At 40.2% G+C, this 23,383-nt stretch carries 22 protein-coding genes; 8 read left to right on the plus strand and 14 right to left on the minus strand.

What is annotated here, in order from left to right:
• Nucleotides 1–353: 353 nt before the first annotated feature.
• The 5 genes from MMO38_RS14780 to MMO38_RS14800 form a co-directional block, all read right to left on the minus strand.
• Nucleotides 354–911 carry a peptidylprolyl isomerase gene (locus MMO38_RS14780; protein WP_241324019.1) on the minus strand — a complete coding sequence of 186 codons (558 nt, stop codon included), beginning with the start codon at nt 909–911 and terminating at the stop codon, nt 354–356.
• 130 nt (nt 912–1,041) lie between these two features.
• The gene (locus MMO38_RS14785) at nt 1,042–2,112 is read right to left on the minus strand and encodes an alpha/beta hydrolase (RefSeq protein ID WP_004672170.1); all 1,071 of its coding nucleotides are present in this window, start codon (nt 2,110–2,112) and stop codon (nt 1,042–1,044) included.
• Between the two features lie 242 nt (nt 2,113–2,354).
• Entirely contained in the window at nt 2,355–2,552 is a 198-nt protein-coding gene (locus MMO38_RS14790) for a hypothetical protein (RefSeq protein ID WP_004672172.1), read from the minus strand.
• A 288-nt stretch (nt 2,553–2,840) separates the two neighbouring features.
• The gene (locus MMO38_RS14795) at nt 2,841–3,071 is read right to left on the minus strand and encodes a hypothetical protein (RefSeq protein ID WP_004672175.1); all 231 of its coding nucleotides are present in this window, start codon (nt 3,069–3,071) and stop codon (nt 2,841–2,843) included.
• 388 nt (nt 3,072–3,459) lie between these two features.
• Nucleotides 3,460–4,323 (minus strand): MBL fold metallo-hydrolase, encoded by an 864-nt coding sequence (locus MMO38_RS14800; protein ID WP_241324020.1) that lies wholly within the window; start codon nt 4,321–4,323, stop codon nt 3,460–3,462.
• A 108-nt stretch (nt 4,324–4,431) separates the two neighbouring features.
• Between MMO38_RS14800 and MMO38_RS14805 the strand changes: the two genes are divergently transcribed.
• From MMO38_RS14805 to dnaK, 3 genes are all read left to right on the plus strand, one after another.
• Complete coding sequence (locus MMO38_RS14805) at nt 4,432–5,325, plus strand: LysR family transcriptional regulator (protein ID WP_241324021.1); 894 nt, start codon at nt 4,432–4,434, stop codon at nt 5,323–5,325.
• Between the two features lie 159 nt (nt 5,326–5,484).
• Nucleotides 5,485–6,033: a nucleotide exchange factor GrpE gene (gene grpE / locus MMO38_RS14810; protein ID WP_004672181.1), complete on the plus strand. Its 549-nt coding sequence runs from the start codon at nt 5,485–5,487 to the stop codon at nt 6,031–6,033.
• A 202-nt stretch (nt 6,034–6,235) separates the two neighbouring features.
• Complete coding sequence (dnaK, locus tag MMO38_RS14815) at nt 6,236–8,182, plus strand: molecular chaperone DnaK (protein WP_004672183.1); 1,947 nt, start codon at nt 6,236–6,238, stop codon at nt 8,180–8,182.
• A 144-nt stretch (nt 8,183–8,326) separates the two neighbouring features.
• On the opposite strand, the gene MMO38_RS14820 is transcribed toward dnaK, so the two are convergent.
• A complete protein-coding gene (locus tag MMO38_RS14820; protein WP_241324022.1) occupies nt 8,327–9,211 on the minus strand; it encodes an MBL fold metallo-hydrolase in 885 nt (294 codons plus the stop codon).
• 243 nt (nt 9,212–9,454) lie between these two features.
• On the opposite strand from MMO38_RS14820, the gene MMO38_RS14825 reads away from it, so the two are divergent.
• The 4 genes from MMO38_RS14825 to MMO38_RS14840 all read left to right on the plus strand — a co-directional run bounded on the left by MMO38_RS14825 (nt 9,455) and on the right by MMO38_RS14840 (nt 13,500).
• Nucleotides 9,455–10,363, plus strand: coding sequence for a matrixin family metalloprotease (locus MMO38_RS14825; RefSeq protein WP_241324023.1), 909 nt, complete (start codon nt 9,455–9,457; stop codon nt 10,361–10,363).
• A 437-nt stretch (nt 10,364–10,800) separates the two neighbouring features.
• Nucleotides 10,801–11,715, plus strand: a complete 915-nt coding sequence (locus MMO38_RS14830) for a matrixin family metalloprotease (protein ID WP_241324024.1) — start codon at nt 10,801–10,803, stop codon at nt 11,713–11,715.
• Between the two features lie 386 nt (nt 11,716–12,101).
• Nucleotides 12,102–12,995, plus strand: a complete 894-nt coding sequence (locus tag MMO38_RS14835; RefSeq protein WP_241324025.1) for a matrixin family metalloprotease — start codon at nt 12,102–12,104, stop codon at nt 12,993–12,995.
• 121 nt (nt 12,996–13,116) lie between these two features.
• Nucleotides 13,117–13,500: a hypothetical protein gene (locus tag MMO38_RS14840; RefSeq protein WP_171063489.1), complete on the plus strand. Its 384-nt coding sequence runs from the start codon at nt 13,117–13,119 to the stop codon at nt 13,498–13,500.
• Nucleotides 13,501–13,550: 50 nt separating this feature from the next.
• Here the strand turns inward: MMO38_RS14840 and MMO38_RS14845 are convergent, their stop codons facing one another.
• The 4 genes from MMO38_RS14845 to MMO38_RS14860 form a co-directional block, all read right to left on the minus strand.
• Nucleotides 13,551–14,852 (minus strand): lytic murein transglycosylase, encoded by a 1,302-nt coding sequence (locus tag MMO38_RS14845; protein WP_241324026.1) that lies wholly within the window; start codon nt 14,850–14,852, stop codon nt 13,551–13,553.
• A gap of 604 nt (nt 14,853–15,456) precedes the next feature.
• A complete protein-coding gene (locus tag MMO38_RS14850; RefSeq protein WP_241324027.1) occupies nt 15,457–16,578 on the minus strand; it encodes a 5-(carboxyamino)imidazole ribonucleotide synthase in 1,122 nt (373 codons plus the stop codon).
• A 68-nt stretch (nt 16,579–16,646) separates the two neighbouring features.
• Nucleotides 16,647–17,159, minus strand: coding sequence for a 5-(carboxyamino)imidazole ribonucleotide mutase (gene purE / locus MMO38_RS14855; RefSeq protein ID WP_005086095.1), 513 nt, complete (start codon nt 17,157–17,159; stop codon nt 16,647–16,649).
• 135 nt (nt 17,160–17,294) lie between these two features.
• Complete coding sequence (locus tag MMO38_RS14860) at nt 17,295–17,651, minus strand: DMT family protein (RefSeq protein WP_241324028.1); 357 nt, start codon at nt 17,649–17,651, stop codon at nt 17,295–17,297.
• 207 nt (nt 17,652–17,858) lie between these two features.
• Between MMO38_RS14860 and mpl the strand changes: the two genes are divergently transcribed.
• Complete coding sequence (gene mpl, locus MMO38_RS14865) at nt 17,859–19,220, plus strand: UDP-N-acetylmuramate:L-alanyl-gamma-D-glutamyl-meso-diaminopimelate ligase (RefSeq protein ID WP_241324043.1); 1,362 nt, start codon at nt 17,859–17,861, stop codon at nt 19,218–19,220.
• A gap of 322 nt (nt 19,221–19,542) precedes the next feature.
• Here the strand turns inward: mpl and MMO38_RS14870 are convergent, their stop codons facing one another.
• The 4 genes from MMO38_RS14870 to MMO38_RS14885 are packed head-to-tail and all read right to left on the minus strand — an operon-like array spanning nt 19,543 to nt 23,367.
• The gene (locus MMO38_RS14870) at nt 19,543–20,286 is read right to left on the minus strand and encodes an SDR family oxidoreductase (protein WP_241324029.1); all 744 of its coding nucleotides are present in this window, start codon (nt 20,284–20,286) and stop codon (nt 19,543–19,545) included.
• 19 nt (nt 20,287–20,305) lie between these two features.
• The gene (locus tag MMO38_RS14875; RefSeq protein ID WP_241324030.1) at nt 20,306–21,004 is read right to left on the minus strand and encodes a histidine phosphatase family protein; all 699 of its coding nucleotides are present in this window, start codon (nt 21,002–21,004) and stop codon (nt 20,306–20,308) included.
• Nucleotides 21,001–22,122 carry a phosphotransferase family protein gene (locus MMO38_RS14880; protein WP_241324031.1) on the minus strand — a complete coding sequence of 374 codons (1,122 nt, stop codon included), beginning with the start codon at nt 22,120–22,122 and terminating at the stop codon, nt 21,001–21,003. Before MMO38_RS14880 ends, MMO38_RS14875 begins: the two co-directional genes overlap by 4 nt.
• A gap of 12 nt (nt 22,123–22,134) precedes the next feature.
• Complete coding sequence (locus MMO38_RS14885; RefSeq protein ID WP_241324032.1) at nt 22,135–23,367, minus strand: acyl-CoA dehydrogenase family protein; 1,233 nt, start codon at nt 23,365–23,367, stop codon at nt 22,135–22,137.
• Nucleotides 23,368–23,383: the final 16 nt, after the last annotated feature.

The following is a 23,383-nucleotide window of genomic DNA, read 5'->3' on the forward strand; positions in this document are numbered from 1 at the left end:
CTTCGAGTAATTTCTACCATCTAATCAATGAAAATAATTTCGATCGATTAACCAGTAAAAATCCACACAAGTTGTTCTTCTTCAATTCTTAATGAATTTTTCACCACCTCATCAGTGGCAAATCAACGCAATAAATACTCATAAACTTAACCAGTAAAGCTAAGTTCTGTTTGCTTCATCGCGTCGGGATGTGTGCATTATAGGAGATTTTTTTTGGTGCGCAAGTCTTTTTAAACATATGATTTATTGAGTGTTGCTTTTTTAGACCAAAGCCTGCACAACAAACCATCAAAAACACCATAAACCAATGATATTAAGGAAGAAATATTAATTTTATATTTCTTCCTTATTTTTTACTTTTTGCTCTTTATCTGAACACTTATGATTTTAACCGGTTGTTTTGGTACATTTTGATGCATTCCTTGGTTTCCTGTAGGTACATTTACGATTTTATCAATCACCTCCATACCTTTAGTCACTTTACCAAACACTGCATAGCCAGCATCTCTTTGTGAACGATTGAGGAAACTGTTATCAGCAACATTTATAAAAAATTGACTCGTTGCAGAGTTAGGGTTATTGGTTCGAGCCATCGCTAATGTGCCACGGGTATTCTTCAGACCATTATCTGCTTCATTCACAATAGGTGCTTTTGTTTTCTTCTCAACCATATTCTCATCTAAACCACCGCCCTGAACCATAAATCCAGGAATCACACGATGGAAGATCGTACCTGTATAGAAGTTGCTTTTAACATAGCTTTCAAAATTCTTCGCTGATATAGGCGCTTTATCATCAAAAAGCTCTATTTCAACATTCCCCATGCTGGTTTTCATTTCAACCATTGTATTTGCAAATAGATGACCACTGGCCAAAAGTAAACTTGTTGTAATGAACAACGTTTTCATCATTGCTTTTCTCAACTTGAAAATAGATTTTTTGTGGACATTCATCTTAGTTTTACAAATTCATTTTTGCTATTTTTATTTGTTACGCTAAACAACACCTATGTTTCACGTGAAACATAGGTTCATCGGCAAATTAACTATGTTTATCCCAAAATTTTCTAAAGTTTCTCGCAAGCTCAATCGTATTACGTTTAGCTTTGCTTGAAATTGGGGTTAGGTTGATAAAACCATGAGTCTGATCAACATAATTGACATATTGAACTTTGACACCGCTTTGTCTGAGTTTATGACTATAGATCTCCCCTTCATCATGGAGTAAGTCGTGCCCAGCCGTAAGTACGTATGCAGGTGCAAGCTTGCGAAGGTTGCCATAGGTAGGTGAAACAAGCGGATCATCCAAAGCAACGTTGTGCTGGGTCACATAATAGTCTGTCACATAATCCACATCCTTACTGGTCAACACTAAACCTTGACCATACGCATAGAATGATGGGTGTCTACTTTTAAAATCTACAGTTGGATAAATTAACAGTTGTGCTTGTGGTGCGTATGCCTTGCCCACTGTGTGCTGTGCCACAACGGTACTGATATTGCCACCAGCACTGTCGCCAGCAACCGCAATACGATTTTTATAGATCTTGAGTTGGCGACGATTCTGATAAACCCAAGCCAAAGCATCTTCACATGATTTAATCAGTAGTTGCGGTGATGCTTCTGGTGCAAGCGGATAATCAATACTCAAAACTTGTACTTTTGCGTATTTCGCGATTAAGCGGCATGCTTCATCATGTGTGTCCAAACCACCTACGACAAAACCACCGCCATGATAAAAAACAATCATCGGTAGTTTTTTGTTTGGCGCTGGGTGAAAGTGACGGGCAAAAACCGTTCCACTTTGCAAAGGTAATCGAATATCTTCAACCGATTCAATCGAAGTCGGCTTATTTAATATAGCCAACATCTGCGCATCAAATTGGCGTCTTGACTCGATCGGATCGTCACTCAAAAAACCAATACGTCCCTGTTTAATTTGGACGGCCATCAAACATTTGGTAAATGCATCCAAATCTGGGTACTGATATGCATAGCCTAAAACCTTAGCGAGAGACTCTTGTACGATTTTAGGCAGCTTATCCAGCACTCGTGCAGCAGGACCTTGTCCATTATCTAAAATTGTTTGAATTTTTTGAGGTAATGCTGTCACGTTTTTCCCCTTCTCATGTTGTCCATCATTCTTGTTCTATCCGACTATATGCCCTTATAAAGTCATAGATCAAGAATTTAAAAATAAAATCTAAGCTAAATGGCTGATCTGCAAAAGTCATTACCCATTCTGCTTATCTATATACTAATTTTAGGTCAATCAATATTTTTGCGTTGATGAGAAATAAAAAACTCAAAAAACAAAATTCCGCTTTTTGAGTTTTTATCACGTCTATATTTTTATTAACGACCAGCCGATGCTGAACCTGAGACATTAACTCCAACTTGTCCTGGTTGGACTTGTGCCTTTACGCCAGCACCTGTTTTAACACCATGAGAACCAACACCCACATTTGTAGAACCAGTTGCCTCCACAGAAACACAACCAACCATTGGGCTTAACGCAATACACAGTACCGAGATTATAGTGAACTGTTTCATAAATTTTTCTCTCAATTAGATCAATACAAACAATTTGGTTTGTGAAATATCATCATTGCTGTTTTGTCTATCAATCTACAAGTCCACATGACTTATTTTTACTGTCAGTTTGGCAAATCTTTATGCGTTTTAAATTCACTCTAAAAGTAAAAAACTAGAATCATTTTATTGATTCTAGTTTTTATTTATCAATTAATCTGTATCACTTAAGGGCATCATATATAGCAGTATATGTTTAGATTGATCTGCTGGCATCAACAGACAATCTATTGCCCGACTAAGTTTAGATTATTGTACTGATGCCTCAGCATCAACCGCACCAGATACGTCAGCAGATGGGCTAGCTGATTCAACACCCATAGAAGTATCCGCTTGTATGCCTACACCGCCTTGCACGCCAGTTGGGCTTGCGCTGGTTTGAGCAGAACCAGAAGCTTCTACACCACCTTGAGATGTACAACCTACCGCTGTGAATGCTACACCTGTTACAACCATTGAAATCAATGCTAATTTTTTCATTGCTTACTTCCTTTCATTATGACAAAAAGCAAAGTCGCCTTTGCGTTGCCTATGATTCACAATTTTTTTCTCAGACGTGATGCGGATTGGTTGTAGTTTGTAGTGGAAGCTGCATTATTTTGCAATTTTTCTTATATCAGCCGTCTTCACAATTCACATATCTTTTCATTTAAACAGCCTTACTAAATAACTATTAATACAGCATTTTTTTATTTTTATTTTGGCTCTATATCGCAAATTGTTGTTTATATTATGTTTTTATAATTCATAGAAATACTGTACAACCGTCTTAAAAGATTACAATTGCGTAGTTTTTATTGATAATGAATTAAGCACCAATAAAAAACCGTGGTCTAAGCCACGGTTTTTATGTTTTTCGACCATAAATTTACGGCCACTGCATTTCACCTTTTACCACTTTAGCACCCAAATTTAAACTATCTGATTCACCTAAAGCTGGATATTGTTTTTGCATGGTTTGTATTAACTGAGCTGAATCCTTGGTGGCTTTTACCGCTTTCTCATATTGCTTTAAATAGTCAATCGAGAAGTTCACTGCGTCTAAACCTTCAGCCGCCCCTGCTTTCATATGTGCTGGTACCACAGTTGTCGGTTTTAACGCTTTGATACTTTCTAAAGCCTGAATCACCTCAGCACGGTCTTTTGTGGTCGGGGTATCTGCCATCCATAAATGAATTCCTGATGAAACTGGAATTCCACCCACAACCGCTTTAGCACTTGGGATCCACAAATACGTCAGCTCTTTTTTACCCTTAATTTCAATGCTTTCATTTTCAAACTTTAAGGTTTTCGCTGTATAGGCTTGAGGAATGATAATTTGAGTCGGTGCATTAGCGCCCATTTTAGGTCCCCAATACTGCACTTTCAAAGCTTGTGTATCTTGAATATGTTTAACGGTTTCAGGCGTCGCAATGATTTGTACATTTGGGAAGTATTGCTTAAATACATCTAAACCAAAGTAAAAGTCTGGATCACCATAACTCACAAAAATCGTTTTTAACGTTTTACCGCTATCAAGGATGTCAGCCGCGATACGCAAAGCTTCTGATTTAGAAAATTGTGCATTGACCAATAAAACTTCTTTATCACCTTCAATTAAAGTTGACGTGACTCCAAAGTGCTCAGGTTTCGCCAGAAAATTTTGAATTTTTAATTCTTGTGCGAAGGTGTTTGATGCTGCCGCGAGTGTTGATAATGCAGTGAATGCAATTGCATAAGGTTTTAAGTTCATTTTTTCATCTCCAATCTGATAGAAAACACTATAAATTGCATTTACTACTGAATAAACAGCCTAAATTAAGATAAAATGTTGCATATCTTGCAACAATCAAAAATAAATATGGATACATTAAAAGCCATTCAGGTCTTTGTTTGCATTGCACATCAAGGCAATCTCAGTAAAGCTGCAGAACATTTAGATTATTCTAAAGCGATGGTGTCTCGTTATCTGGAACACCTCGAACAAACCTTTTCAACTCGACTGTTTCAACGTAACACGCGTAAAGTATCACTGACACCTGCTGGCGAAAAAGCACTGGTGTATTGCGAAAATATTTTACAGCAGCAACAACTATTAGCCGGCTTGGCTGCTCCAGAGCAACATACAGGTACGATCCGCTTTACCTGTGGTTTATTTTTATTTCAACTGGGTGTGAATGAATGTATTCGACAGTTTAAAAAGCGCTATCCTCATATCCAATTTGATGTGTATTTGACTGAAAATACCGTTGATTTGATCGATGCACAGGTTGATCTGGCCCTACGTATTACTCAAAAAGTCGCTGATGGACTAATTGCACGTCCCGTCTGTCAAATTGGCTCTATTTTTTGTGCTCATCCACATTATCTAAAAGATCACACGAGCCTTTCACACCCCAGCCAATTGATTCAGCATGAATGTATTGCCCACTATACTCATAATCAATATTGGACTTTGTTTGATCAAGATCAACAACCTCAGAACTATCCCTTAAATGTGACCTTTAAAAGCAATGACGTGATTGCGCTGTATCAAATGTGCCTCGCAGCGCAAGGGATCGCCATGTTGCCGACGTTCCTCGTCCGTCAAGATATCGCAGCTAACCGTCTGCAACAGGTGTTTACAGATTTTTCTGCACCCGATCTGACTTTGTCTTTAGTCTATGCATCTAGACAACATTTACCAAAAATAACCCAAGAATTTATTGCTTTCGTGATCGAAAACTTAAATTTTTACCTAGATCAGCAAAATTAAAAGATTTAAATCGACCTGAACGCTTGAATTTTGTCGGGTTGCCCATACTTCATCCATATCTATGAATGACCAATATGTGGCAGTTCGGGTTTGATCCTATGAGCATTCACGCCAAAAGGACTGTACATGTTTAAGAACTTTTTTAAACGGAGATCATCAATGGCTAATGAGCACAATGAGCAAGCTCAAGACATTCAAAATGAGCAACAACCTGAACAAACTCAAACTGAAGGTGTAGAGCAAGCAACAAACGAGCTTAGCGTTGAAGATTTACAAGCGCAAATCACCACACTAGCAGAAGGTTTAAAACTAGAAAAAGCACGTGCAGCGAATGCAACCTATGAAGCAGAAAAAGTGAAAGAACGTTTAGAGCGTGAAGCTGAAACTGCGAAAAAATTTGCTTTAGAAAAATTTGCCAAAGATTTACTCGACTCGGTCGACAACCTTGAGCGCGCGATTCAAGCTGCGGGCGATGAGCAATCGCCTTTACTTGAAGGTGTGCAACTGACCTTGAAATCATTGCTCACCACACTCGAAAAATTTGATGTGGTGGCAGTAGATACTACCAATGGCTTCAATGCAGATCATCACCAAGCAGTCGGTCTTGACCCAAATGCCAAAGCAGGTGAAATCGGCACGGTACTACAAAAAGGTTATACCTTGTCTGGTCGTCTCTTACGTCCAGCGATGGTCATGGTTGGTCAATAAAGCACAAGAGCAACCTGTAAATTTGCTCAAAGTACAAAGAATTTGAGAGTTTTTTGATTTTTTTTCATAAAAATGCTTGAAAAAAACCGAATGACTCTCATATCGAATAACAAGCAAATCCCCTTTCGGAAGCAACGCTTTTCAGCCCCTTAATTAAGGGTGGAAATGAGGGGATTCAAAAAATTTTAGAGGAACACACCAAATGGCGAAAATTATTGGTATTGACTTAGGTACTACCAACTCATGTGTTGCTGTACTTGAAGGCGATAAAGTAAAAGTAATCGATAATGCAGAAGGCGCACGCACAACTCCATCAATCATTGCCTATAAAGATGGCGAGATCTTGGTTGGTCAAAGTGCAAAACGTCAGGCTGTAACCAACCCAAAAAATACATTATTCGCAATCAAGCGTTTAATTGGTCGTCGCTATGAAGATGCTGCGGTACAAAAAGACATCGGTCTTGTACCTTACAAAATCATCAAAGCTGACAACGGTGATGCTTGGGTTGAAGTGAATGATAAAAAATTAGCACCTCAACAAATTTCTGCTGAAATCTTGAAAAAGATGAAAAAAACTGCAGAAGATTATTTAGGTGAAACTGTAACAGAAGCGGTTATTACTGTTCCTGCTTACTTCAACGATGCACAACGTCAAGCAACTAAAGATGCGGGTCGTATTGCGGGTCTTGATGTTAAACGTATCATTAACGAACCAACTGCTGCTGCACTTGCGTTCGGTATGGACAAAAAAGAAGGCGATCGTAAAATCGCGGTTTATGACTTAGGTGGCGGTACGTTTGACGTATCAATCATCGAAATCGCAGACCTTGATGGCGACCAACAAATCGAAGTTCTTTCAACCAATGGTGATACTTTCCTTGGTGGTGAAGACTTTGATAACGCATTGATCGAATTCTTAGTTGAAGAATTTAAGAAAGAACAAAGTGTGAATCTGAAAAATGATCCACTTGCGTTACAACGTTTAAAAGAAGCAGCTGAGAAAGCAAAAATCGAGCTTTCTTCATCAAACGCAACTGAAATCAACCTTCCATACATCACTGCTGATGCGACTGGTCCTAAGCACTTAGTGATCAACGTTACACGTGCAAAACTTGAAGGTTTAGTTGCAGACTTAGTTGCTCGTACGATTGAACCATGCCGTATCGCACTTAAAGATGCTGGACTTTCAACCTCTGAAATTTCAGACGTGATCTTAGTTGGTGGTCAGTCTCGTATGCCACTTGTACAACAAAAAGTACAAGAATTCTTTGGTAAAGAGCCACGTAAAGACGTGAACCCTGACGAAGCTGTGGCAATGGGTGCTGCGATTCAAGGTGCGGTATTGTCTGGTGACAAGAATGACGTACTTTTACTCGACGTAACACCATTAACCCTTGGTATCGAAACAATGGGTGGCGTGTTAACTGCAATTATTGAGAAAAACACCACGATTCCTGCGAAGAAATCACAAGTGTTCTCAACTGCTGCTGACAACCAACCTGCTGTAGACATTTCTGTGTTCCAAGGTGAACGTAAAATGGCTCAGCAAAACAAATTGTTAGGTAACTTCCAACTCGGCGACATCCCACCTGCTCCACGTGGTGTGCCGCAAATTGAAGTTTCATTCGATATCAACGCTGACGGTATCTTAAAAGTATCTGCGAAAGACAAGAGCACAGGTAAAGAGCAATCGATCCAGATTAAAGCAAACTCAGGTTTGTCTGATGCTGAAATCGAAGCAATGATCAAAGATGCTGAAATCAATGCAGAAGAAGACCGTAAGTTTGAAGAGCTTGCGAAAGCACGTAATGAAGCGGACGCTTTAATTACTAGCTCAAACAAAGCAGTGAAAGATCTTGGTGAACAAGTGACTGCTGATGAAAAAACTGCGATTGAAACTGCGGTTTCTGAACTTGAAGCTTCAACAAAAGAAAATGATGTTGAAGATATCAAAGCAAAAACTGAAGCTTTACAAAACATCTTGATGCCAATCACACAACGTGCTTATGAACAAGCACAAGGTGCTGCGGGCGGTGCTGAAGGTTTTGATCCAAATGCATTCCAAGGTGGCGATGCGGGTCAACAACAAAAAGCGGACGATGGCGTTGTAGATGCTGAGTTCACAGAAGTAAAAGACGACAAAAAATAATTTGTCAGATTGAAAAAAACCGCGCGAAAGCGCGGTTTTTTTGCATTAAATTTTTATATCAATACTTAAATTCAAATTAGTTTTAGCTACAGTGAGGCTGTGACTTTCATAAATGAATTAAATCTTATTTCTAGAAAGTGACTATTAGGTAGATTTAGATTGATCAAAATACAGTTCACCTAAGATTGGCATAAATAACGGAATCACGCCACAGTCCCTAATTTCTTCTATAAATTCAGGGATATTCACATCAGGTAATAACTGCGGTGTCTCATCAATCGGAGTCACCATACTATCCCAATGGCATGGGATAATATATTTTGGCTTGAGCAGTTGCACCACATCTCTGACGTAATTTGGTCGGTATTTACGTCCAATTGCACACAAACAAACAATATCCGCCCGCCGCCCTTGCAATTCTTGTTCGATAAAATCCGCTGAATCGATATGTACCACGCTCAGTTTGCCAGTATCAATCCACCAATTAAAGACTTGTCCATGCTTTAGCTGATGAAATTTGGGTGGATAAGGTGGTGGTGTAGTCATGTCTCCAGGGAGTGGCACACGTCCAAAAAGTGCTTTGCCATGAATCGAAGGTAGCCCAACAACTTGCCATTGCCCACACGCAATAATCTCTCGTCCTTTTGTTTCTAGCATTTGCTGTTCAGACAAACCTGCCGATCGCCCATACATGAGGCTCGCTTGAGAACCAATTAACCGTGCGCCTGTTTGTTTACACACTTCAGGGGCATCCAAAATATGATCATAATGTGCATGTCCAATCAGTACATCATCTGCCTGCGGAATGTATTGTTTAACCAATTCTGGATCACTGAGTAAAGGCTGAGTGAGTGTATGCCATAGGCTTGGGCGACTAATAAATGGGTCCAAAACCAACGTACGATATTGATCTGATAGGATAAAACCTGCCGTGCCTAAATATTTAATTTTTAAATTTTCGTTTTTTGCTTCGGCTGGAGAGCAAGCTGTCCATGTCGGATCAGGTGTTTTGAGTAAATATTTCAGCATTTAGATTCCCTTTCATTTTATTTTACTTATCCGTTTTTGCTTAGAATAGCTTAAATATGGCAGCTGTACTCATACATAACAAGTGCAATGTTAGCGCTCAAGGAGCGGTATCACAGATCACCAACTTGATACACACAAACTTTATGTATAATTCAAAATGTTAAAATGATGATATAAATAAAAGATGAAAGCTGATCTTGTTATTGCCAAGCCTCTATCAACCTTTATTTTCAAAAATGTTAAATGATACGAATCGTTTTTATATGTCTTACACTCTTTATCTTATGGAATGGCTATCAAAGCTACCAGCATCCTCAGCTCAAATTTAACTCGCTTTTGGATCGGATCACCCACCCTTTCGATACACGTCTTCGCTATCGTATAGCAGAAGTTGACCCTCGCTTTAAACTCAGTGTTGAGCAAGTGAAAGAGATTAGCCAACAAGCCACACAAATTTGGAATGATGGGACAGGAAAAGAATATTTTGTATATGATCCTAACGCTCAACTGAGTATCCATTTAATTTATGATGAACGTCAAATTGAAAGTGAACTACGTCGACAACATTTGACTGAGCTAGATGCAAACCAACAACAATGGCGAAATAAGAAGAAACAGCTTGATCAAATCGAACAAGCAATGATGCAAAACAAACAATCTCTAAACTTAAAACGACAACAACTCGATCAGCAAATTCAACACTACAATCAAGAGCAAAATGCTGCCCGACTCAAGCCGTCATCGACTGCGCATCAGCAATATTTCCAACAACGGCAACAGGTTTTACAACAAAATATTGAATTATTAAAACAAGAAATAGCGCAATACAATCAAAAAGTTAATGAGCTAAATCAAAAAGTTGATGAGCTGAACGCACTGGATCAACAATTAAATACCTCAGTCAGTCAGTATAAACAACGTTTTCAACCCCATTTATTTCATAAAGGCTTATTTAACGGAAAACAGATTCTCATTTATGAACTTGAATCCAAGGATGACCTAAAGTTAACACTGGCGCATGAGTTTGGACATGCTCTAGGGCTAAAACACAGTGATGACCCGCATGCTCTCATGCATCCGATTATGAAAGATCAAAATGCTGCTAATTTTCGTTTAACACCAGCCGACCTGAATTTATTGTTGGCACGTTAATCCAAACAACCTGTTGAAATCTGATCAAGCAAGAATCTAATCAAAATTCTATTCAAGGTTAAGCATGGTGATTTATAGCTAAGAGGCAACGCATGACCAAAATATCAGTAGACCATTCATGTCACTAATAAACAATTTTTTGTCCAAAGGGAAAAAACTTTTCAGTTCAGGATGATTCTTACAAAAGTTAACAATTTGATCATTTTACAGCCAGTTTTACTTTTATTTTAGTCATATAAAGCTTAATCCTTTGATATTTTTCGACTTATGATAAAAAAACAACCTGTTTTTTGATTTATTTATTGTGTATATCATTCGTTTCATTGTTCGCTTTATTAGAACAAAATCACAATTTTTAGCTTTATTTATTAAATAGATAGCACTTTGACCTAAGCAAAAAATTACTCAAGAATAAATTTTATTTTTGGGGATTTTACATGCGTGATCAAAGTTTAATGATCGTTATTGCGACATGCTTATACATGGGTGTGCCTCATGCAAGTTATGCTCAAAATCATTCGCATGGCGCAACTCCCCATAACCACCATACGGTTGAAACCCCCATACATTACCGTATTGCAGAGATCGACCCAAGATTCAACTTAAGCAGCCAGCAGGTGCTTGAGCTAACCCAACAAGCTGCAAATATCTGGACACAAGAAACAGGAAAACAACATTTTATTTATGATCCACACGCCAAATTTAGCATTCACTTGGTTTATGATGAACGTCAACAACAGAGCACTCATCGTGTTCAAAGCTTGGATCAAATCTCACAACAACAAAAACAATGGGAAAATCAGCATCAGCAGCTACAACACGTCAAAGATGAAATCGAAAAAACCACAACCCAGCTCACCAATAAACAAGCGCAGCTCACCGCCCAATTTCAACAATATAACGCAGATGTACAGCATTTTAATCAACAACGTTCATCGTCAAAAAACTTAGCGAATCAGCTCGCGCAGCGCCAAAAAACACTGCAACAACAAGCCACTACACTACAGCATGACATGCTATTGCATAAGCAAAAAACACAGCAAATTAATCAGGAGATTAAAAACTTAAATCAAAAAAACCAGCAGCTTGTTGCCGCAGCGAATCAATTTAATCAAGTCTTTCAACCGCGTCTATTTCATAAAGGTCATTTTAATGGCAAACAGATTGTTATTTATGAGTTTACGACTGCAGATGATTTACGTTTAACGCTCGCACATGAGTTTGGACATGCTTTGGGATTGGCACATACGGATGATCCTAAGTCGCTAATGTATCCCGTTATTCAACAGCAAAATTTGCAAAGATTTTCTCTTACTGATTCTGATCGAAACTTGGTAAAAGCAATATACTAAATACTAAGTATAAAAATCCCTCCAGCGCTGAACTATACAACCAGACAGGCAGTCTATTTTTTAGACAAATAGATTTTTAATTTTACATGATATAGATCGTATTTTATTCAGTTAATTATCGCTATTTATACTGATTATTTTTGCTAAAACTATCATTTTTTTCATTCGAGAATAAAAAATAAATAATTGTTGCTACATTAATTTTAGCTAAACCAACCTTAAAACTAGAGAATTTTGGCTCAATTAAGCATTTATTTTCTACAGATGTATTTTTATTCATTGTCTATAAATATTTTTCAACCCCGTGAATTTAAATACATTTCATCAAATTGACTAATCATAAAAGCTGATTAAAATACAGCCCTTTTCAATCTTTATCTCCTGCTATGCGTTTATGTTCTCTCCTATTGGTCGCATGTTTTTTTATGCTGGCTCAAGCATCGGCTTTTGCTCAAATTTCCTCAAATTCTACCCAAAACCAAGTCCGCTATAATACAGCGCACCCTTTGCACTACCGTATTGCCAATTTTGATCCTCGCTTAAAGATTAGTCAGCAGCAAATGATTGATTTAAGCAAACAGGCGGCAGCAATTTGGGAAAAAGACACAGGACAACATTATTTTGTTTATGATCCTGAAGCTGAGTTTTCCATTCATTTAGTCTTTGATCAGCGTCAAATTCGTAGTATGAAACGCGCTGAAAGTTTGAATCAATTAGAACATGAACAACAAATTTGGCTAAATGAAAATCAACAATTACAACAGCTCAAACAAAATGTAGCGCAATCAAAACTGCAACTTGAATTGCAGAAAACTGAATATCAAACCCGTGTTGAGAATCAGCAACAACATAAACAGCGAAGCTCGATTAAAACCTTATTTACGTCAATTCAAAAACAACAACAAGATCTTGAACAACAGTCTGTACAGCTACAAAATCGTATTGCTAAACATCAGCAGCTGGTTCAGCAACTAGACCTACAAACAGAAAAGTCCAAACAACTTTACCAACAATTAACCCAATCAATTGCTGAATTTAATCAAACCTTTAAGCCACAGACTCTACACAAAGGTCAATTTGATGGGGACAAAATTTTTATCTATGAGTTTTCTTCCATCGATGACCTACGGCTAACTTTAGCGCATGAATTTGGACATGCTTTAGGACTAAAGCATACCCAAGATCCAAAATCTTTGATGTATCCGCGCATCAAATCACAAGATGCCAAAGATTTTAAACTCACCAATACAGATTTGGAGCTATTGGGTTTTTCTCGCTAAGGCTTGAACTGTACAGGCTAATAGACATTTATAAGCTGATGTTTTTGTAAGATGATAAGAATGGGTCGATTGTTTTGATTTATTCATGTTATTGTGGAGTGAAAACATCATCTTAGCCTAAATGGAGATCAGCATGAGTTATTATCATATCTTAATTGAAGTGAATGACCACATCAGTACGATTGAGCAGACTCGTGATATCGAAATCTTGGATATTCAAAATATTAGCCCTTATCTTCATTCGATTTTGATTCCTTATTTCAATGAGCAAATCCTCGAGCTTGAAGATGAAAATATTGCGCATGATGAAATTCTACATTTAGAGGTCAAACAGACCTTATTGCCGATTGAGCATTTAATCGAAGAAGAACAAAAACAATTGCCGAGTGATACTGATGTCACCATTACCGCTTATGAAATTTTTAATGATCGTGATTTGAGCCAAGATGTGACTGCGGTGATTTTTGATATTTTAGAAGCTGTAAAATTAGATGCCGCACCATAAATAAAAAAAGGTCTGCTATTCAATGAGCAGACCTTTTTTATTACTACAATTTACTGCATCATTTTTTTGGCTTGTTCTTGACGGAACGCAGCTAAAATCTGCTGTCCTGCACGGCCTGTTGGATTAAGTCCCAAACGTGTTTGTTCTTGACGAATCGCTTGACGACTTTTGTCTCCAATTAATCCGTCTACAGCACCAATATCATGACCACGTTGAATCAAAAATTGTTGAATTTCACGACGTTCTGCTCTTGATGTTCCCGCATCATCTGTCGGCCATGTCGTTAAAAATGGCGTCCCACCTCGCAGACGGTCAGACAAATGTGCGATGGCTAAACCATAACTTTCAGCTGCATTATAGCTATAAATCGCATCGAAATTTTTAAACACCAAGAACACAGGACCGTTGGCACCTGAAGGTGCAATCAAACCTGCAGGCGTACTGCCTGATAAATTTCCTTGCACCAAAGCCCGACCATCCGCACGCGTTACGCCCTGAGCAATCCAACTATTCAGTGACTTTTTATTACGACGGCTTTCACCAGAAATCGACATGCCTTGTGGAATTTTCACCTCAAAGCCCCAAGGCATCCCTGTTTGCCAACCCGCACGTTTTAAAAAGTTTGCTGTTGATGCCAAAGCATCTGGAATACTGGAAACAAGGTCACGGCGACCATCACCATCAAAATCTACAGCTAAACGCTCGTAGGTAGATGGCATAAATTGAGTATGCCCAAACGCACCTGCCCAAGAACCAAAGAGCTGATCTTGGGTGACATCACCACGTTGTAAAATACGCATGGTGGCAAAAAACTCACCACGGAAATAACTCTGACGGCGGCCTTCACAGCTCAATGTCCCTAATGCTTGTAATAAAGGATAGCGTCCAGAAATATCACCAAAATTACTTTCCACACCCCATACCGCGACAACGGTTTCGGCGGGAACACCATAAGCTTGCTCTACTCGTCTTAAGACATCACGATGTTGCGCTAATTTTTGCTGTCCCGCTTGGACTCGCTCGTTATCGACCAAACCCGATAAATAATCCCAAATCGGTGTTGAAAACTCAGGTTGATAGTTCAGTCGATCAATCACCGAATAATCCGCAGTCAAATTTTGGGTATAGCGGTCATAATTCGCGGCTGAAACACCAGCAGCAACAGCTGAAGATCGTAAACTCGCCAGACAACTCTGAAAATTCCGAGTCGGCGCAAAACTGCTGTTATTTGCAGCTGTTGGCGTTGTTGTAGTGGTCGTAACTTTTGCGCCATTGATGATCAGCTCAGCATGGGCACTATAAGATAAGGTCAACAAGGCAGAGCCTAGAAAAAAAGGGAAATAATGTTTCATGTCTTAACCATAATTTTTGAATTCAAATTTCTTGTTCACCTTAACACGCTCTATCAAGATGTATAGTTTGGAAACGTAACTTTGAATTCATTCTTCGTGATTTAAATTTAAAGTTCTCTTTTTAAATTCAAAACGCAGATGCTAATTTAAATTTAAAAAAATCGAAGCTCATCTTTTGAATTCAAAAACACAACCAGAACGTCGCATCAGTTTTAAATTCAAAAAACACTCCGATTTAAATTCATTTTAACAACCCAACTCATGAGATCAGAAGAGAAAATTGCTGATTTATAGCTTTTTTCTCACTTCTAAATACTTAGAACCCAAGAAAATAGATACCCACAGGCCCATCATTTAAATTCAAAGCAACGATACTCACCACTTTTAAATTTAAAACTTGAGCGCATTTTTAAATTCAAAAACAACATAAGCAACTTCTCATGATTTGAATTCAAATTAAACCCTATAATTTAAATTCAAAAGTCAGAAATAAAGTTATCCACAACCCAACATAAATCCAACAGCATTCATTTTTTGAATTTAAAAATAACGGGCATAAAAAAGCGATCCGTAGATCGCTCAATTGTGGATAAATATTTTAAATTTAAATACTCATTTCATCCGTCAAGGCCAACGGCACAGGTAAAATCTGAGCAAGTTTACGGCATAAAACAGTTAAATCATCGCGATTATTCGGCATCAAAGTAATATGACCCAACTTACGACCTGCACGCTCAGACTTATTATAAAGATGTAAATGCACACCATTGAGCGCCAAAACGTCTTCTGATCGAGGATGCTGACCAATAATATTGATCATTACCGTAGGACGAATCACCTCAGTTGAACCTAGCGGTAATCCTGCAACTGCGCGAATATGGTTTTCAAATTGCGAGCAAATCGCACCTTCAATCGACCAGTGACCTGAATTGTGTACGCGACATGCCATTTCATTGGCATATAAACCTTGTTCAGTCACAAACAATTCAAGCGTCAGCACACCCACATAATTGAGGTGATTCAACAAACGAGTAATATAGTCTTGCGCAACAGGTTGTAAATCCGTGCTATTTGGCGCAGGCACAATAGAGTGCGACAAGATACCATTGTGATGATGGTTTTCAGCGAGCGCCCATGTTTTGACATCGCCATCTTGACCACGCACCGCAATAATCGAGACTTCACGACTGAATTTTACGAAACTTTCAGCGATCAAGCTTTTGGCAGGGCCAAGTTCAGCCCAAGCTGTATCAATTTGATCTTCTGAACGTAATACGAATTGACCTTTGCCATCATAGCCGCCTGTCACGGTTTTCAGTACGATAGGCAAACCTAAGTCGGTTACAGCTTGTTTTAAGCTATCTAAGCTGTCTACCGCACGATACGGCGCAACTGGAATACCTAATTCATCGAATAAGCTTTTTTCAGCTAAACGATTTTGCGCAGTCGCCAAAGCTAGGCGAGGAGGGTGCAATGTCTTGGTTTGGGTTAATACATCCACATCCGCGACAGGGGTATTTTCAAACTCAAGGCTAAATACATCCGCACTTGCAATAAAATCCTGTAAAGCATGCTCATTTTTACTTGAAAAGACAGGTCCTAAAATTGCAGCAGGACAATCTGTTTCAGCTTCAAAAAAGGTACATTGAATATTCAGAGGTAACGCCGCTTGCGCCATCATACGGCCAAGTTGCCCGCCGCCAAAAATACCGATGGTTTTATTCATTTATATGACTCTCTTGCTCAGACAAAGTCTTCGCCTTGCATTCGGGCAAAGCGTTGCTTTGCTTGTCCTCATTCATGACCAGGAATGTTTTTGCTCGACACTTTCTCAGTTTGTGCAGTACGGAAATCCGCAACATTTTTTGCGATCTCAGGACGGGTTAAACCAAGAATTTGAGCCGCCATGATTGCAGCATTGGTCGCACCGGCTTGACCAATCGCCAATGTTCCCACCGCAATGCCCGCTGGCATTTGTACGATTGAAAGCAATGAGTCAACACCATTTAAAATAGAAGATTTAACAGGTACGCCGAGTACCGGTAAATCAGTCTTGGCTGCACACATTCCTGGTAAATGCGCAGCACCACCAGCACCTGCAATAATCACTTGGATACCACGATCACGGGCTGTTTCTGCATATTCAAATAAACGGTCTGGGGTACGGTGCGCAGAAACCACTTCAGCTTCAAATGGAACACCCAATTGTTTGAGCATATTTGCTGTATGTTCAAGCGTTGCCCAATCTGATTGAGAACCCATGATAATCCCGACTAAAGGTTGGCTATCTGTTGCGACCGCATTCATTGGCTTTTCCAAAACTTGATAAAAATAGAGCAGTGTCTCGACTTACGCCAAGCACAAAGGAATAAATTGGCAGATATTATAGCGGTTTTTTCAAGCATCCCCAACTAAAGAACGCTTTTAAAACCCGCCAAAAATTTAGCTTTGATTGCGAAAAACGAAATAGACACAACCGAGTAAACACAACATTGCCCAGACATAATCCAGCTTAAAAGGCTGTTTAAACATAAACAGTAAAAATGGGACAAAGACCAATAAGGTCACCACTTCCTGAGTAATTTTCATTTCCCCCAAACCCCAACCATTTTGACTCAATAGTTTGGTGGCAGGAATCATAAAACTGTATTCGAGTAGGGCAATACACCAACTCAGTAAAATCGCCTGCCATATCGGTGCATCATGTAAGTATTTTAAATGGCCGTACCATGCCAAGGTCATAAAACAATTGGAAATCACCAATAGACAAAGCGCTAAAAGAGTAGGGCTCAAGTTCATGTCCTTCTAATTCAGAATACAAGCTTAATAGGGAGATTGGAGTCAATATAAAAGCGCTGAAATATTAACACTTCTTGCTTTAATTTTAAGTAAACAACAACAACGAATTTTGACTATCTTTTCCATATCAGCCTTGCTATCTTTTGAGGCAAATTTTTAATTGCATTACACACGTTTATTGCGTGATTGGATAAAGAGAGAAGCATGATGCATCTGCATATTTTGGGTATTTGTGGCACATTTATGGGGTCTTTGGCTCTATTAGCACGAGATTTAGGACATAAAGTCACAGGCTCAGATGCCAATGTTTATCCACCGATGTCGACTCAATTGGAAAATGCAGGCATTGAGCTGATGCAAGGCTATGACCGTAGCCATTTGCAACCGCATCCAGATCTAGTCATCGTCGGCAATGCCATGAAACGAGGCATTGATGCGATCGAATACATGCTCAATGAAGGTTTGCCGTATATATCAGGTCCACAATTCTTAGCAGATCACGTGTTGCAAGGTAAACATGTACTGGGGGTCGCGGGGACACATGGTAAAACCACGACCACGACTATGCTCGCTTGGGTACTCGATCAAGCAGGTTTAAACCCCGGCTTCTTGATCGGTGGTGTGCCACTTGGTTTTAGTGAAAGCGCGCGTTTAGGCGGTGGCAAATATTTCTGTGTTGAAGCAGATGAATATGACTCTGCTTTCTTTGATAAACGTTCTAAGTTCGTTCACTATCACCCTAAAACGGCGATTTTAAATAACCTTGAATTTGACCATGCCGACATTTTTGATGATCTTGCTGCGATTCAAAAACAGTTCCACCATCTCGTGCGTACCATTCCAAGCGAAGGGCGTATTATTGCACCGATTACCGAAACCAATATTGATGAAGTGTTGGAACAAGGCTGCTGGACACCTGTGGTTCGTACCAGCCTAGAGCCTAATACTCAAGTCGCTTTATCTGCTGAATTGATCAATACAGATGGCAGTCATTTTAAAGTGCTTGAACACGGTAACGTGATCGGTGAAGTAAAATGGAGCATGACAGGCCAGCATAGCGTTGCCAATGCTTTAGCGACTATTGCTGCCGCGCAGCATGTCGGTGTCAGCCTTGAACAAGCCTGTGATGCATTATCAAATTTTGGTGGTGTAAAACGTCGTATGGAATTGTTAGGTACTATACGTGGCATCGAAGTCTATGATGACTTTGCACATCACCCAACCGCGATTGAAACCACACTGGACGGCGCACGAAAGCGTCTAGGTCAGCGTAAACTTTGGGCGATTATTGAGCCCCGATCAAACACCATGCGTATGGGTAGCCACAAAGATGGTTTAGCGCATTCAGCACGTTTAGCGGATGAAGTCATCTGGTATCAACCAGAAGGTTTGGATTGGGATTTACAACCCATCATCTCTGCATCATCAAACAAGGCCGAAGTCAGCCGTTCTTTGGATGACATCATTTCCCGTGTGGTGAATGAAGCAGGTGAGGGCGATGCTGTGGTGATCATGTCCAATGGTGGTTTTGGTGGTTTACACCAAAAATTGATTACGGCTTTGTCGTAATTAACCTCAACACTTTCTCTCACTTATTGAAAAAATTGTATTTCAACGGAATCTTACAAGTTCTCATCCAATTTCAGGATCAGCCTGCGGCTCGCCCTACTTTTCTTTCGGGAAAAGTAGGCAAAACCATTGTCATCTGCAAAACCTGTCCTCTTCTTGCACTTATTAAGATATATCGCAGAAACAATATCTTATTTACACCACGCAGGTTGCAGATGACATTTCCGAGTATCATATTTCATCGAAGTCATGTTAATTCAGTATCGTGACAGGCAGCATCCATACCAAATACAGATATATTCCATCCAATATTAAACTGCAATCAACTCAATTTATTCACTAATTTCAACGGCAAAATCTTCATTGCAATCCCCACAGGCAACCACGGCCACTGTGGTACATACGCTTTTACAGGTGCTTTCTCAATTGCTTTCACTAAAGCTCGACAACCCGTTTTCTCATCCACTTCAAACGGCAATTTTTTTGCGCCCTCATTCAACTCAGTCCGAATATAACCAGGGAAAATCGTTGAAACTTTGATTGGTGTATCCAGCAACTCCGCACGAATCCCTTCTGCCAAATGCGCCACTGCTGCTTTACTCGCAGCATAAGTTGATAGATGCTTCGGTAAGCCACGCATCGCACTCATCGAAGAAATCACCACCAAATGCCCTTGATTCTGCGCTCTAAAGATTTCAACCGCCGCTTCACATTGTGCCAATGCCGAAATAAAGTTGGTTTCTGCCGTGGCGCGATTAATTTCAAAATGACCTTTGCCTATACGGCGTCCTTCACCGACACCTGCATTGACAATAATACGATCAATAGTGCCAAACTCTTGTTGGAAGTCTTTAAACACCGTAAAAACATCATCGTAATGGGTGACATCCAAAACTTTAATTTTGACCTGAACCGAAAATTGGTTTTCTAGCTCTTGTTTGAGGGTTTCTAACCGCTCTAAACGTCGTGCACAAAGCGCAAGGTTGTAGCCTTTGGCAGCAAACTCACGCGCCATACCTGCACCTAAACCTGAACTTGCACCTGTAATTAAAATCGTCTTTGCCATGTCTGCCACCTATTCTTGTTTAAATCCATGTTAAAAGTTCTGCATCACACGCTTTTAAATAATGATGCTCATTAAAACTGAGTAATTGCAAATGACCATTGTTCCAACGCAACGTCGTGATACTGGCATTGGCAAGTGACCAATTCAGCGCAAAAATTTGTTTGGCATTAAGCCCCAACACCTTGCCCACCGCCACTGAAATCACACCACCTGAGCTAAACACCACCGCTTGACGCTGCTGTGTGGCATCCATACTTTCACACAGTCCATGCAACGCTGTTTCCACTCGTGATTGAAATCCTAACCATGTTTCATGATATTCATGGTCGTATTGCTCTCCAATCCAACGATCAATCGCACCATCAAAGATTTTAGCCAGATAAGCACGCGGGTTTGTAACTTGTGCAATATCCTGTTTGAGTAATTCAGGTTGATTAAAACGCGGTTCATATTGCGCAAATACCTGCTGATGATCAAACTCGTTCCATGCAGACTCAGTTTGAATCAGCGCATCCTGAAAACTTTCTGCCAAAGCCAATTGCGCGGTTTGTTGATGACGTTGCATTGAACCTGCAAGCACAAATGGGGTTTGCTTTAAGCTGCGCTTAAAAAAATCACCCACCATCTGCGCTTGTTGCTCGCCTTTGGCTGAGAGCTGGTCATAACTTGCTGCACCAAAGGACGCTTGCCCATGTCGCACCAAATATATTGTGCTCATGGCTTTAAAATATCCTCTAATTTCGCCACACATTCAGGAATAAGTTGCTGCGCCGCTGTATTGTCTTGAGCAATCAGTTTTAAGGCCCGAATATGCAAAGCATGAATCATGATCCAGAAATCTTTAAAGGCTGGATTATCGGTTTGTTGATGGTAGTAGCGATAATAAATTTGTTGCGCAATCACCGCTAAACGGAACAGACCAAACACTTCATAGAAAGCCCAATTTTCAGGTTGTAAGCCTGTTTTCTCAAGATAATAATTCACCACTTGTTGACGCGTCAGCATGCCTTTTAGATTGGTGGGCTGACGGCGAGTGGACTTCATCAAAGCATCATCATCATCCTGAATCCAATAGGCGAGGGCGCTACCTAAATCCATCAACGGATCGCCCAAGGTCGCCATTTCCCAGTCCAAAATACCAATCACTTCAGTCGGTTGATTTGGATTTAAAATCACATTATCAAAACGCCAATCATTATGAATAACGCAGGTTTTCACGTCGTTAGGGATATGCACTTGCAACCATTGACGCACAAAAGCAAAATCAGGCACGTTCGGGGTCAGTACTTTGCTATACCGCGCATCCCAGCCCTCCACCTGACGTCGACAATAGCCGTCACCTTTACCGATTTTTTCTAACTCAGTGCCCTGATAAGGGACTTGATGCAGTTCAATCAATTTATCTAAGACATTCAGACACAGTTGCTGTACCTGTTGCTCATCGAGTTGTAATTCTTTGGGTAAATTGGCACGCGGAATAATGCCTTCAATCCGCTTCATCACATAAAAATCACAACCGATGACACTCTCGTCTTGGCATAGCGCAACCATTTCGGGCAGCATTGGATAGAACGGGGCGAGGTGCTTTTGCACATTGTATTCACGGGCCATATCATGCGCGGATTTGGCTTTGGTGCCTTTGGGTGGGCGGCGTAGAATCAGATCTGCATTGTCATATTGCACACGGTAAGTCCAATTGGAAGCACCGCCTGAATATTGGGTCACTTGCGCTTGCCCTTGTAGCACCACAGCTTGTTTTTTTAACCATGTTTCCACTGCGGAAATATCCAGTTCTTCACCATGACGAACCTGTCCACCCACATCAATCACTGTCATTTTCTTATATCCTTATTTACGACCATAGCCACGTTTTTTTAGTTCTAATTTGGCAATCATGCCTTTATGAACTTCATCAGGTCCATCAGCTAAACGTAAACTACGCGCTTGATTAAAGAATGCCGTGAGTGGAGTATCTCGTGAAACACCTTCACCACCGTGGATCTGAATCGCCATATCCACCACATTTTGCAATACCGTTGGTGCAACCACTTTAATCGCAGAAATTTCAGTCAGTGCAGCCTTATTGCCCATGGTATCCATCTTATATGCGGCATACAGCGTCAATAAACGGGCTTGGTCGATTTGCACACGTGCTTCAGCCACGCGCTCTAAATTTCCACCCAATTTCAGGATTTCTTGACCAAAAGCTTTACGTGACATGCCACGATCAATCATCAGCTCCAAGGCTTTTTCTGCTGCGCCAATGCATCGCATACAATGGTGAATCCGCCCAGGCCCTAAACGACCTTGTGCAATTTCAAAGCCTTGTCCTGCACCACCAATAAAACTACTGACAGGGACACGGACATTGTCAAAGCTGACTTGACCATGACCATGTGGCGCATCGTAATCACCAAATACAGGCAACATTCGCTCAATCGTTACGCCTTGCGTATCAATCGGCACCAATACCATAGAGTGTTGATGATGACGGTCTTTGCTCGAATCAGGCGTATAAGCCATAAAAATAATCACTTTGGCGTTGGGGTCGCCCAAACCAGATGACCACCATTTACGCCCATTTAACACAATCTCATCGCCATCAATCACCGCTGTGGCTTGCATATTGGTGGCATCACTAGAGGCAACCGCAGGTTCCGTCATACAAAAGACCGAGCGAATCTCTCCATTCAATAAAGGTTGCAGCCATTGTTGCTTTTGCGCATCACTCCCATAACGCCACAATACTTCCATATTGCCGCTATCAGGTGCATTACAGTTAAATACCGTCGGTGCAAGTAAGCTACGTCCTGTAAGTTCAGCAATACGAGCATATTCCTGTACCGATAAACCAGCACCTAGCTCGGCATCAGGCAAAAACATATTCCATAAACCCGCGGCTTTGGCTTTGCTTTTCAGTTGTTGTAATTGTTCAGGCCATTGCCATTTGGTCCAATCGCCATCGACATTGAGTTGATGTACCTCATCCCAAAACGCTTTTTCAATCGGTTCTATTTCTTGTTGAATAAAGGCTTGCGTTCGTGCAATAAAATCCTGTGCGCGTTCAGATAATGCAAACATCATCAGCTTCCTCAAG

The sequence above is a fragment of the Acinetobacter sp. NIPH 1852 genome (genome assembly GCF_022549455.1).
Lineage (GTDB): Bacteria > Pseudomonadota > Gammaproteobacteria > Pseudomonadales > Moraxellaceae > Acinetobacter.